15 protein-coding genes are annotated in these 12903 nt (G+C 45.0%); 11 read left to right on the top strand and 4 right to left on the bottom strand.

Features of this window, described 5'->3' with window-relative positions:
• Together AC1YY3_RS08705 and AC1YY3_RS08700 are read left to right on the top strand one after the other, a co-directional pair.
• Window positions 1–351 (top strand): PilZ domain-containing protein, encoded by a 351-nt coding sequence (locus AC1YY3_RS08705; protein ID WP_481824447.1) that lies wholly within the window; start codon window positions 1–3, stop codon window positions 349–351.
• Between the two features lie 73 nt (window positions 352–424).
• Window positions 425–1198, top strand: coding sequence for a TatD family hydrolase (locus AC1YY3_RS08700; RefSeq protein WP_481824446.1), 774 nt, complete (start codon window positions 425–427; stop codon window positions 1196–1198).
• A 194-nt stretch (window positions 1199–1392) separates the two neighbouring features.
• On the opposite strand, the gene AC1YY3_RS08695 is transcribed toward AC1YY3_RS08700, so the two are convergent.
• Window positions 1393–1542: a hypothetical protein gene (locus tag AC1YY3_RS08695; RefSeq protein WP_482194416.1), complete on the bottom strand. Its 150-nt coding sequence runs from the start codon at window positions 1540–1542 to the stop codon at window positions 1393–1395.
• Between AC1YY3_RS08695 and AC1YY3_RS08690 the strand changes: the two genes are divergently transcribed.
• The 3 genes from AC1YY3_RS08690 (at window position 1535) to AC1YY3_RS08680 (ending at window position 3547) form a co-directional block, all read left to right on the top strand.
• On the top strand, window positions 1535–2167 hold the full coding sequence (locus tag AC1YY3_RS08690) for a hypothetical protein (protein WP_482194415.1): 633 nt from the start codon (window positions 1535–1537) through the stop codon (window positions 2165–2167). The genes AC1YY3_RS08695 and AC1YY3_RS08690 overlap by 8 nt on opposite strands.
• A 160-nt stretch (window positions 2168–2327) precedes the next feature.
• Entirely contained in the window at window positions 2328–2615 is a 288-nt protein-coding gene (locus AC1YY3_RS08685; RefSeq protein ID WP_481824444.1) for a hypothetical protein, read from the top strand.
• Between the two features lie 38 nt (window positions 2616–2653).
• Window positions 2654–3547, top strand: a complete 894-nt coding sequence (locus AC1YY3_RS08680; RefSeq protein WP_481824443.1) for a hypothetical protein — start codon at window positions 2654–2656, stop codon at window positions 3545–3547.
• A 6-nt stretch (window positions 3548–3553) separates the two neighbouring features.
• Here AC1YY3_RS08680 and AC1YY3_RS08675 read toward each other — a convergent pair whose 3' ends face one another.
• Window positions 3554–3703 carry a hypothetical protein gene (locus AC1YY3_RS08675; protein WP_481824442.1) on the bottom strand — a complete coding sequence of 50 codons (150 nt, stop codon included), beginning with the start codon at window positions 3701–3703 and terminating at the stop codon, window positions 3554–3556.
• 4 nt (window positions 3704–3707) lie between these two features.
• Between AC1YY3_RS08675 and AC1YY3_RS08670 the strand changes: the two genes are divergently transcribed.
• The 3 genes from AC1YY3_RS08670 to AC1YY3_RS08660 all read left to right on the top strand — a co-directional run bounded on the left by AC1YY3_RS08670 (window position 3708) and on the right by AC1YY3_RS08660 (window position 6309).
• Window positions 3708–4703, top strand: a complete 996-nt coding sequence (locus AC1YY3_RS08670; protein WP_481824441.1) for a hypothetical protein — start codon at window positions 3708–3710, stop codon at window positions 4701–4703.
• 97 nt (window positions 4704–4800) lie between these two features.
• Window positions 4801–5949: a hypothetical protein gene (locus AC1YY3_RS08665; RefSeq protein WP_481824440.1), complete on the top strand. Its 1149-nt coding sequence runs from the start codon at window positions 4801–4803 to the stop codon at window positions 5947–5949.
• A gap of 111 nt (window positions 5950–6060) precedes the next feature.
• A complete protein-coding gene (locus tag AC1YY3_RS08660; protein ID WP_481824439.1) occupies window positions 6061–6309 on the top strand; it encodes a hypothetical protein in 249 nt (82 codons plus the stop codon).
• A gap of 78 nt (window positions 6310–6387) precedes the next feature.
• Here AC1YY3_RS08660 and AC1YY3_RS08655 read toward each other — a convergent pair whose 3' ends face one another.
• Window positions 6388–7608 (bottom strand): cation:proton antiporter, encoded by a 1221-nt coding sequence (locus AC1YY3_RS08655; RefSeq protein WP_481824438.1) that lies wholly within the window; start codon window positions 7606–7608, stop codon window positions 6388–6390.
• A 216-nt stretch (window positions 7609–7824) separates the two neighbouring features.
• On the opposite strand from AC1YY3_RS08655, the gene AC1YY3_RS08650 reads away from it, so the two are divergent.
• From AC1YY3_RS08650 to AC1YY3_RS08640, 3 genes are all read left to right on the top strand, one after another.
• The gene (locus AC1YY3_RS08650) at window positions 7825–9435 is read left to right on the top strand and encodes an MMPL family transporter (RefSeq protein WP_481824437.1); all 1611 of its coding nucleotides are present in this window, start codon (window positions 7825–7827) and stop codon (window positions 9433–9435) included.
• 78 nt (window positions 9436–9513) lie between these two features.
• A complete protein-coding gene (locus AC1YY3_RS08645) occupies window positions 9514–10284 on the top strand; it encodes a polysaccharide deacetylase family protein (protein WP_481824436.1) in 771 nt (256 codons plus the stop codon).
• Window positions 10285–10472: 188 nt separating this feature from the next.
• Entirely contained in the window at window positions 10473–12314 is a 1842-nt protein-coding gene (locus tag AC1YY3_RS08640; protein WP_481824435.1) for a hypothetical protein, read from the top strand.
• Between the two features lie 324 nt (window positions 12315–12638).
• Here the strand turns inward: AC1YY3_RS08640 and AC1YY3_RS08635 are convergent.
• Window positions 12639–12903: integrase core domain-containing protein (locus AC1YY3_RS08635; RefSeq protein ID WP_482194414.1), on the bottom strand; the 265-nt coding region annotated here is incomplete at its 5' end.

The raw sequence follows: 12903 nt of genomic DNA, 5'->3' as shown, positions 1-12903 counted from the left end.
ATGGCAGAAGCAGCACCCAGACAAGGTATTTTGTCACTTGCGATTAAAGACAAAAATGCCTTATATCAAGCTTACATGCCATTTGTGACTAACGGTGGCTTGTTTATTCCGACTGATCGGGAATACCAAATGGGGCAAGAAGTGTTTATGTTGTTGAATTTAATGGAAGAAACGGAACGCTTGCCAATTGCCGGAAAAGTCATCTGGAAAACGCCAGCAGGGTCATCAGGCTACCGGATATGCGGTATTGGCGTTCAATTTAGCGATCAAGACGGCGGTTTAGCGCGAGCTAAGATAGAAAATTATCTTGCCGGTGCGTTAAGTACAGACCGCTCAACCCACACCATGTAAACAATCCCGAATTCTTTGGCTTGGTTCTCAAAACCCAAGCCTTATTTTAAATGCCACAACATAAAACCTCGCAATGCTGATTGATTCCCATTGTCACCTTGATCGAATTGATCTAGCACCTTATCAGAATGACTTCGCTAACTTTATGGTTGCGGTCAGTGATAGCCAGATTGAATATTTATTGACCATTGCTATCGACTTGGAAACTTATCCAGCCATGTTGGCAATGGTGGCAGATTACCCGCAAATATCGGTAACAGTTGGCGTTCATCCTAATGTGCAGGACGGTAAAGATCCAACAGTTGATGAACTCATCGCTTTAGGTCAATTGGATAAAGTAATAGGCATAGGCGAGACGGGGCTTGATTATTTCCGTAGCGAAGGTGGTTTAAACTGGCAGCAGCAAAGATTTAGAAATCATATCCGCGCCGCAAAAATCCTGAAAAAACCGTTAATCATTCACACCCGCGAAGCCAAAGCAGACACGCTACGCATTTTACAGGAAGAAAATGCTTCAGAAGTCGGCGGTATTATTCATTGCTTTACCGAAGATTGGGAATTTGCCCAAGGTGCGTTGAATTTAGGTTTTTATATCTCATTCTCTGGCATCGTGACGTTTAATAATGCCAAAGAAATCAAGGAAGTCGCAAAAAAAGTTCCCGCCGACAGATTCTTGATTGAAACGGATTCACCTTACTTATCACCCGTTCCAAAACGTGGCAAACCCAACTATCCTCTGTATGTTCGCTATGTCGCCGAACACATCGCTGAATTACGTGACACGTCGTTCACCAACATAGCGAAACAATCAACTGAGAATTTTCGTACTTTATTTGGGCTAAGTTGATGCCAAAAGAACCATCCTTACCCAACTTCAAATGAATTTTGGTCGCAGGATCAAGGGTTGTTCTACTTACCCTTGATGATATTGATAATTGTCCTACTCCTGATGAGGGAGCTTTTACTGAAAAAATACGAAATCAGTATCTTAACCGTAAAAATGCAACCAAATCTTATTTGAACGGTTTTTCCGACGATACCTTAAGTGATCTTGCCCCAGTCTAGCGGACACATTGTCAATAATGTACAAGTCGATCCCGGGGCAGAATACCAAGTTTTGGCATCGGTCACCGAAGCCAGATGCACTAACGTAACATGTACTGGCGCTGCGGATTTTATAAAAATGGGCACTAAATTTCCTGGTACGTTTCCTTTGTCGCTTAATCCAGTAGGCCTAGATTTTAAAGTATTGACCGATATTAGGATTCCCGGTGCTATAACAACTAAAGGATTTAAAACAAATTTAACAGGCGCTGGATCTGCGATTCTAGGTTTAACTGCACTTGCGGATGGTTACTATGCCCCCGTTCCTACAACAGCAGCTTCTAAATTCTATTACTGGAATTTGGATATAGATTTGGCTCCACTATTGAACCCTAATGTCCGAGAGGTAAGTATCACTTTAGCCAAGGCTAGATGGTTAAATAAATCAGGGCAATGTAGATATGATGTGCGCGGCTTTGTTCACGACCCTATTGGCACTACAGGACTTTCTGTAGCTTTATACCGGGCAGATGCAACAGGAGCTAAAATTCCTACTGCGCCAGTTATTAGTACTGTGGCAGTAACAAGTCTCGGTGATATTTTTGGAAAATGGGACGTTTCAACTACTACATCAGTGAATCCTGCCCTAATAAATGTAACAACTGGCTGCCCAGTAAACGTACGGGCGGAAATTACAGCCACACCGACAGTATTTACTGCTGAACCGCTTACGCTACGCATTGATCCACTCTTTGACCAATTCGCTCCTTAAATAAGGAATATGTGATTTAATAATCAAAGGAATATCAATAAGTTCTGAATTTTATATTAAACCATCACCGCAGAATATATTGTCAGTTGAAATTTCAATTAAATTGATCCGAGATTTACAAAGTATCCTGCGGAGAGTCATTTTAGTAAGGAATGTTATTATGTCTACATCAATAAACTTTTTATGTGCAGTTATAACGCTTGTTGGTCTTGCACTAGCTGCCGATGCAAATGCTGCCGGAGGCGGAGGCAACACTACAACGGGCGGAGTAATTTTAGAAGCTACGCTGCTGCCTGGGCTGATAAGCTCACCTAAAGTGAGTGGTGATACGGCGTTAATTACCGCATCTGGCGCAGCCTTCACGACCACAACCGCCTATGTGTTCCAGCGCAATGGCGGTGTCTGGCAACAGCAGGCAAAGCTTGTTCCCACAGACTACCCACCCTAAGTTATGGTGGGCTTACCGCCTTCAATGGCAACACCGCAGTGGTAGCTGATATTGGCGTTATAAATACGCCGACAGGGCAGCGCAGTGGTGCAACCAATATTTTTCGTAGAACGGGGACTATATGGCGGCAAGAAGCCAAAATATTGGGGCCTGTTTACCCTCAACTCCAACCGACTTCTGCTGTTTCAGTGAGCGGCGATAGTGTTGCTATCGGTTGTCAAAATGATTCAAACAGTGTCGCTAACGTATCGGTCTATATACGGAAATTATCAGCAACGGGAGTACCTTTTTGGCAAAAGCAAGCGCAATTGAAGGGAAGTGCAACTAGCATCAGGTTTGGTCGTAGTGTTGCGATCGATGGCGACACCTTGGCGGCAGGCGAAGAATCCCCAACAAAAGGCGATGTTTTAGTATTTAAGCGCACCACAGGCATTTGGAGCCAACAATCTAAATTGGTGCCTGTCACCCCACTCACGGCGAATATAGTGGACTTCGGTAATTCGGTTGCGCTAAACGGTGATACCATCTTGGTCGGAACCCAAAATCTTTCTGCATCGAAAGATATAAAACGCGTTTATGTATTTCAACGCACGATCTCCACCTGGAGTGAACAGGCATTGTTGACGGACCCAAAAAATATCGGTAGCAATGGTTTTGGTTTTAGCCTAGACATCAGTGGCGATACCGCTGCGGTAGCTGATATGCCATTAAATTATGGTGGTGGTGGCAAAATCGGCACTCCAGGTGCATTCGATGTCTTTAAGCGCACTGGTAGCCAATGGAGCTTGCTGTCAAGAATTAACACAAAAAGCAGTGAGGAGGTCTTCGGTTCTGGTGTCTCAATCTCTGGCAATACCCTTATGACAACTAGGATGAATATTTTTAGACCAACGCCCAGACAGACTGAAGTTTACCGGGTAATCGCGCCTTAATCCGAGTTAGCCTTGGATATTATGTTGGCGTACTGCCCAAGGCAGTACGCCTTCGTGATGACCAGCGATAATCAAAGCAATTTTATTAAGCGAGGTCTTGATGTCCCTTATTAATTCCACCAAATCACGGCCTGTCCTGTCAATGTAGGCAATCATCAGTGTGGCTGCTTTTTCGATTTCGCACTGGCAAATCATTACACCAACCTTGATTACCGCAACTGAAAATCAACGGTTAAGTGATGCTTCAAACAGTATGGTCAAATCACCCTTTCCTGTTGAAAAACAGGGGCAAGCACAAAAACAATTGAATAGGGGAGCGGAAAACCAATACACACAGCCGCTGACCGCAAAAGAGTGGCTAGACAATTTTCTAAAAACATACCCGTCATCCCTGAAACAAGCAATGGCTATGCTTATCGCCATCGATGGAGAAACGCGGGGCGACTTTATTGGGCAATTGCTGGCTTCCGTGCAATTTATGCCCGTGGGCGATCCTGCCCGAAATGTGTTGGAAGGCCGTCTCATTGCCAGACTGACTCGGTTAAACCCGACCAGTGCTGCGGATTTTGTCTTGGAAGCGTTAAGCCAATTGCCAGAATATACCTTATTATTACCGAACAGTTTTCGGCTATTAGATGAACTGATGCGGACGTGGGGGGAACTTAACCCGGTGGCTGCGGCTAATTGGGCATTCAGCCTGGATGATGAACAAATCAAAGGCCACGCTCTCGCTATGCTCAACTACACGAAAGACCCGCACTTAATCGATGTGGTCACTGAGGAAGCGGTTCGTTTGCCGAAGGGCGACCTACGCCGGGGGTTGTTGACTCACTTGGTGCAAGAAAAAGCCCAAACCGACCCTACCCAGGCCGCCGAATGGGTGACCCATTGGCCGGATTCATCCGAGCGTTACCGTGCTGCTGAGGTATTAATTGATTCCTGGCCGAGCCGATCACTTGCTGATACGGGACTCTTCGTGGAGGACTTACTGGCACAAGGCATGACACCAGACCTCGGTGCCACGGATAGGTTTATTGTCCGTTGGTATGACCTAAATCCTGACGAGGCAATACATTGGGCAAGCAATTTGCCGGATAGTGCGGTCAGAAGCCGTGCATTTCAACTCTTAAACGAAATCCGCCAGCATGTTCAATAGTGCTAAAAATGGCTATTTAGTTGAGTTAATTGTTTGAATATAAAAGATATTCCAATCAAACCACTTTCTCTGACAAACCCTTATGAGAACATTCAAGATGTTACGAAATAAAAGCGATATAACACCTCTTTATTTCCGTCTTGTTATTGCGATACTGGGGATGGGCGGATTGTTTGTGTCACCCTCTATTCTGGCTGATTTAGAAACCTACCCTTTTGAAATAACAGGTGTGCTTACTGCTGTCAACACGACACCTATCCCGGCTAACCCGAATGCAATTCCACCTGTTCCGGCTGTGCTTGGCACGATCACCGTCAATGGTCTCGTTACCCCTGTAGCCGCTCAAGATGGTCTTGATCCTCCTAAAATAGTCAGGTCTTCAACCAAAGCCGGGTTGACGCTTGCCCAACTAAGTGCAACACCCGTTCTGCCCGGTCGAGGCCAAAACGGTTTCCTCAGAGGTACTGTGACAGCGGCGGGGAAAATGACTATTGATACCGATACTGTTGATGGTTATAAAGTTAAACTGATAATCCTCAACAATATACAAGTCGATCCGGGGGCAGAGTACGCCGTTTTGGGAACGGTCACCGATCCCCTCTGCTCTAATTTGACGTGTTCGGCTGTTGGTGATTTTATAAAAATGGGAACCAAGTTTCCTGGTGCATTTCCTCTATCGCTTAATAGCCTTGGATTAGATATAAAAGCACTAGCCGATACTAGGATTCCTGGGGCTATCACTAATCATGGGTTTAAAACCAATCTAACCGGCACTGGCAGCAATGCTAGTGCTTCTGTGTTCGCCCAGGGCTATTACGCACCTATACCCGTCACTGCGGCTTCCAAATTCTATTATTGGAATGCGGATATAGATGCCGCTCCATTGCTTAATCCTACCACTGCCGAGACAAGTATTACCTCAGCGAAAGCGAGATGGCTCAATAAATCAGACCAGTGTAAGTATGACGTTAGCGGTTTTGTGCATAACTGGCAATCCATAGCGACCTCCGTTACGTTGTGGCGAGCGGACTCTGCTGGTAATAAGGTTACTGGGGCGGCGGCAATCGGTAATTTTGCCATTACCGACCTCGGAACTTATGGTAAATTGGATGCCTCAGTTACCACTACACCGAGTTCACCCCCCCAAATACATTATCAGGAACAAGGGGGTGTCCAGTACAAATATTGGCTGAAATTACGGGTAATGCTGCTACAAAAGTTATTCTGCCACTTACCTACGTATTGATCCTCTCTTTGATCAGTACGCTCCTTAGAGTGGCTTTAGGGGGCAATGGAACGTAAAACCCAGTTAAAGAGTTTGCCTCGTTGCTAAAACCTGTTGCAAATAAATATTACTATGCAATATATTTATGCAAGCCGCAATGCCTTATTGGACGGTAATCCCGTGAGCGTTGCACAAACGTTTGTTTGTGCAACGCTGTTGTTAAAAGCCATTGAGTGGTTCAAAGACAGAAACTTAAGGGTATTTGCCGCAATAGTTAATACAAAATCCCACAACGGCTCTGGAAGTGAAATTTTGAATTCCTATGGTGCGTTACGTACCTTTATGCAGAATAACCCACTTATGATACGAATTCGCCATTGATAATTTATTAGGCTCAAATCAACCAACGCGGTGAAGACCAGAAAAAGCGCAAACCGGACTAATCTTGCTACATTTCCCTTATTTAACTAGGTGCTTCAATAGTGAACCGCTGATGATGGACGTGGCGAATGCCATCAACACCAGGGCTACGAAGATGCGTTGGTCGATTAGCTGGTGTTCGAGCGCGACTGAAGCTAGAATAATTTCGATGGCCCCTCGGGCGTTCAGTCCAACGCCGACAGACAGCGCCTCTCGCCAGCGCATACCGCCAAGCCTAGCGCCTAGCCCTGCACCCAGAATTTTCCCCAGACAGGCAATAAGAAATACCGCCAGCACCAGGATGCCGTCGAACTGGCTGGAGAAATTCGCCTTGAGGCCTACGGAAACAAAATAAAGCGGGGCAAAAAAGTTAAGGGCAAAGGGCTGGATCATCGAATAGATAGGCTTTTCCTGCTCAGGGTTCTGATCCTGACCCAATGCCATGCCTACCAGAAAGGCACCGAAAATGGCGTGGATACCGATTTTTTCAGCGCCGACCGCCGCCAGCATGATCAACACTGATACAAAGGTCAATAATCCTCCGGGCCAGTCCTGAAAAAAACGGATATGGAACAGAAAGGGTTGCACTAGCCAGCGCCCGACAACCAGAATCAGTGTGGCATAGGCAAGCACCAGGGTGAGCGTGGAAAGAATATTGCCGGTGGGATCATCTTGCCCCAAATTACGCAATATGAATGCGAACAACGACCAGCCGATCAAGTCGTTAATCATCGCAGAGGTCATGATCGTCATCCCGATTCTTGTGCCAAGCAAATTCAGGTCCATCAGTATTCGGGCAATCACCGGGAGTGCTGAAATCGACAATGCTGTTCCCATGAACAGGGCGAGCAGCAGGGGACGGTCATTTTGTCCCCATAGTTCGGGAAACAATAACACCATGCCGAAGCCCAGTGCGAATGGCAGCGCACCACCCAGTAGGCTGGTTGAGGCGATAATGAATTTGCAGTGCCGAAAATGGACGAGATTGATTTCCAGGCCAGCCGCGAACATGAAAAACAGCATTCCCACTTTAAGCAAGGCATCAACACTCGTGGTGATGGCCTTATCGGTTGAGAATAGCGAGATATAGGCATCGGGATAGACAGTTCCCAGCAGTGTCGGCCCTAACAGAATACCGCCTATCAATTCGCCCAGTACGACAGGTTGGGCAAGCCTTTTCATCAGATAACCGAATAGCCAGGCTACCGCCAGCATCACGCCTATTTGCATGAAGAATGCGTGGAGCTGTGAATGGTTCATTTTGTTACGAGTTGGAGTAGCATCGTAGGGCGGAATAGACGCGCAAATCCACTTATCCTCATGAATGTAAAGATTTCTCGCGCGTCGTAATTCGCCATTTCGTTGGTTACCGCAGTTGGCGGATTTCGCCGCCCCCAAAGGATAAACAAGAAGGATAGTCCGTCTAATCCGCCCTACATTTAATCCGTTTTACGGTCTTCAGGAGTGCCTTGACGAATGGTCGCGGCACGGCCGGAATCAACTTATATTGTGTTGATGTTGCTGACTTTTCGCAGTCCAAGACCGTTGATGCTCTCGTTTCTGGCAATCGGTAGCGGCCTGTTTGCTGCGCTAGTCGTAAGTGTGCTTGTTTTTGGCAAAATACATATTATTACCCTGGTTTTCGGTGCCAGTTTGATCGGAGTCGCTGATGATTATGCGCTGCATTTTGTTTGTGACAGTTTCGGTTCCAAAAATTGGCAACCACGTAATGGGCTATGCTACATATTTCCTGGGCTGGTTATCGGTTTATTGACCAATTTGTTGAGCTATGCGGGGCTGGTGTTTTCGCCTTTTCCTGGTTTACAGGAAGTCGCACTGTTTTCGGCCATCGGCCTGTTAGTCGCCTGGCTTACGGTGGTTTTGCTGTTTCCGTTGTTGCTGACTGGCTTTAAACCAGATCATGAACCCGTCATTTTGAAAATCGCCAACTACTGGCAACAGCATTGGCCGATCTGGCTGATAAAAAACCGACGCTGGATAATTCCGCTCTTGGTGGTTTTTATACTGGGCGGATTATGGCAATTGTCGCCTCGGGATGATGTGCGCTTGTTACAATCAGCGCCCACTACATTAATGGAAACCGCTGATAAGATTAAGCAATTACTGCGGATAAGCCAGGAAAATCAGTTTTTCCTGGTATCGGGAAGCAATCTCAATGACTGGCATCAAAATGAACAACAGCTGCTTAAGCACCTTAAAACATTAATCCTTCAAAATAAGCTTTCGGCTTACCAAGGTCTCAGTGATTACTGGTCTGATAAACATACCCAAAAAACGAATTACCAATTGCTAGACAATACCCTGTATAAATCCGGTCTGGTAAAAGACTATATGACGGGACTGGGCTTTAATGATAAGGCCATTAACGCCGAACTAAAGCAGTTTAGTGACGCAAAAAACAAGTCTATTTTACTGCCTGACTGGCTAGCAACTACCGATGAAGCAAAGCAGCAATTATGGATGGGTTGCAATGAAGAACGCTGCCTAAGCAGAGTCGCATTAACCGGAATCACCGACTTATCGGCTTTATCCGCCCTACAAAACCTGCAAGGTGTCACCTGGGTCGATCAGGTTGAGGAATTATCCTCACTGTTTGCGCGTTATAGAATCTGGGTCAGTCTGCTATTAACAGCGGCTTACTTATTGGTCTTCACTGGCTTGGGATTCAAATTCGGCTGGCGTAATGCGCTGAATATAACGTCAATTCCCGTGGTTGCGGCGCTGGTATCGTTAGCTATGATGGGTTGGTTTAACCAATTGTTTAGCCTGTTTAATTTATTCGCGCTTTTGTTGGTGTTGGGCATAGGCGTTGATGATGCCATTTTCTTTTTTATGGCTGACGATTCCCGGAAAAAACAAGCTTCGCTGGATTCAGACCGTGAAGACAAACGCATTAGCACTTCGCTGGCGGTAACGCTCTCCGCATTGACGACACTGCTGGCTTTTGGCTTATTGGCGATAAGCTCAACAGAAATTGTCCATGCCTTTGGTTTTACCGTCGCGACGGGTATTTTAACGGCATTGCTGTGTTCGCCATTGGTTGGGCACAGAGCTAAACACAAGTAAAGACGCAAAATCTTGCGTCTTTACAACGCTCTCACATCTATTTCAGCAATTAACCACATATCGGATTAACAACATTGGATGACCTTTAAATCAACAAGCACAAGTTTCATCATCGCCATCAGCCTTATAGGGTTGTCGTACGTGCTTTTCGGAGTCAGTCTAGTGTGGCTGCTATTGCCGAGTGCAATTTTTCTGGGGTTACTCATTTACGGTTCGGCAAGCATTCAATCCAACTTTTTCGCCCCAGCGCATTGTTATACAGATATTGCAGAAAAACAAATCGCCCTGTCGTTTGACGACGGCCCACACCAAGAATTCACCCCACAGGTGCTATCAACATTAGCGCAATACAATGCCTTTGCAACTTTTTTTGTCATCGGCAAAAACATTCAAGGCAATGAAAATATCTTGCAACAGATAGATGCAGATGGACACAGTATCGGCAACCACAGCTACACACATTCTTATTTTGTGGACTTTAAAAATGTGCAAGGTTTTAAGGATGAACTAAACCAGACCGCGGAAAGTGTGTTCAATATCATAGGCAAACGCATGAAATTATTCCGTCCACCTTATGGAGTAATCACGCCAAACCTTGCCAAAGCTTCGAATGGTTTGAATTACAACATCATCGGCTGGTCTATCCGCTCGTTCGATACAACGGCCAAACCTGCACATCTCATAACTCGGCATGTACAAGAGCAAATAAAACCTGGGGCTATCGTTTTATTTCATGATACGTCGGATAAAACTATCCAGGTATTAAAGCAAACGCTTAATTTTGCGAAAGAAAATGGCTATAAAATTGTCAGTTTAGAGCATTTGTTGAAGATTAATGCCTATGAATAACTGAACGGCAGGTGATTTTTTGGTAGTATGTCGCATGGGGCATTATAAAGCGGATTATACCCAGATTCCTTATAGGCTGTGTTCAGTGTCCGGTAAAAATAAAAAATTATAAAGCCTCCAGCAAAGCCCTATGGCTACACCCTTCCTTAGCTCGATTTATCGTATAACTACGGTACAAGGTTTAATACATGTCAATTCGTTATAACTCATCTTTAAGGCTTAGTTTATTAGTCGGCGCAGTGTTAGCAGGATGCACTCAAACTCGGCAACTTACTGTTGATTATCCTACTGGCGTAAGCAATGACCCCAATTCCGCGCAATCCACCAAAACACATCAATTTCAGGCTTTAGCTGGCTTTCAGTCCATTGATGGCGACGATTATTATGTGCGGCTGATTTCCGAATTTGATTTTAAGGGTGACAATGTCTTAAAAAGTGGTTGCGACAGCATCACACCATCATTTAAAAAGAGCGACTTGTCTTCTGCGCTTATTTTCAATTTCCGTAACAGTATCCTCAAATTTAATACCGAAGCCGTCGGTTATTCCTACCAAGCGACCAATGGGAAATGTAATTTTAAGTTTGATGCCAAAAAACTTAATCTTACGCCCTGGATGCGACTGGATTCCGGTAAGGAAACCTCGGTTGATTACAGTGTTTATTCCAGTGCCAATAGTGATGTGGATGTCGCGGGACTGGTCAATAAGGCCACAGCAGCCAGCAGTTTATTGGCTTTTACGGGTGTGGGCATGGGCGTTGCGGTTTTGGGGCAGTTTGCCGGTCAATGGCTGAACAACAACCAGCAAACCCAAGCAGCGCCTGCGCCAACACCTTCGGAAAATCACAGCAAAGAATCGCACTCCCTGCCAGCACTTGTCAGGTACTCAGATAAAACTGGCACACTGAATGAAACCGTGTTCAAGGTTTACGCAGTTGCAGAAGGTGGCATCAATATCCTAAGTTCTGACGCCAAGCCGTTGGGCGAATTAAGGATTTATCCAGAAATCACCCCGTCTTTACTGCTCAAAACAAAGGCGGATGGTATACCGGATGCGCGTGATCTTTCGCTGATAGAGATCAGCCAATCGCCGATGAAATCGGGTACAGGTGAAATCAATTTGCAGCAGCTTATTGAGCAATCCAAACATCCTGAAAAACCCAACTTAAAACCGGACTGGAAAAATTACGAGGATGTACAAAATAATTGCCGTAAATTGAAGGTCGTGCTGAAAGACTTGGGCTTCAATAAATTTGACCGCAATGCCTATATTTATTACTTCTTGGTTAACAATGCGGACTGGAAAAACTACAACATCACAGCGCAAAAAGTCCAAAGCAACAACAGTAACGCGAAGACCTTGCAAGATTATCGCAGCAAAAACTTTGATGTGTGCCTTGCCGTTAATGATTACGCAGTTATGAAAGCGATGGGGCTGACAGTCAACACAGAATCCGACTGGGCGCAGATGGGCGATTCCAGCCAGAAAAAAGAACAGTTTTTTATGCCGCTTAAATCAATAGAACGGCAGTTGCTTGCCGTGCTTAAAAACCCCAATAAAGCAGAAATGGAAAGTCAAATCTTCCCCTTATTAAACACGGCAAAAAATGGTGATGGGACGGTGTTGTTGCAAAATCATTTAGGTGATTTTGGTCTGGAAAAATTATTGCAACTTGAGCCATTAGCAATTACGCCAGCACCGAACCCAGTTCCTGGCGCAGGTCTGATTATCAATGCACATCAGCTGGTGCAGGTATTTTCCGGTTTAGCTTTCAACGAACTGAGTTGTGCGCGTGTTATTCCTGAACAAATGGGCAAACCGGTTGGCAACACGGGCGTTTTATTGTTTACTACACAGCCAGGTAGTTTACGTGCGAAAGGGGGCGCGATGGAATTTGAGTTCTCCGCAGGTAAAATAAACCGCATTGCATTTCAGTCACCCTCGTATCGAGATTTTGAGCAAGATATAATGGATCATCCTGAAACTGGCGGTTGCCGGATAGATTCGGAATTCTTGAAAAGACTACACTAATAATGATGAAAAACCGAAAGATCTACGCCAAAAATAAGTCTTATACCCGTTTGATAGAACTTGAGTGAAGCATGACTCATGACTGCCAAGTCGAAGCCGGTATTGGGCAGTCTTAGGATTGCCAAAACAAGATTTTGCCAATATAGCGACCCCCCGAAATTTTATCCTTTTTAAAATAAGGTTCGTATGTCCGCAATTATTTACAGAATAGTGTTCCTATAAGAAGCTTATAAAAACAGGTATTTACTTGGGAAATTCAACAATATTACGCTCAAATTTTTCGCATAATAATGTTGTAATGGTCAAGTAAAACCGGACACTTTTTCAGACAGCTTTCCTATAAAAATCCCGTTCATATTGCAACGGGGATTGATAACCTAATTTTGAATGAGATCGTTTGCCATTGTAAAAGGCCAAATAATCAATAACACTCAGCTTTGTCGATGCTTTGGTTCTGAATCTTTCGTAATTAAGCTGTTCATGTTTAAGGCTACGAAAAAACCGTTCTGTAGGACTGTTATCCCAACAATTGCCTTTACGGCTCATGCTCTGTTCCATTTTCATGATCGACAAATGCTTACGGTATTCA

Source organism: Methyloglobulus sp. (genome assembly GCF_964779595.1).
The sequence above is the reverse complement of the archived record's forward strand: the minus strand, read 5'-3'. Positions and strand labels throughout refer to the sequence as shown.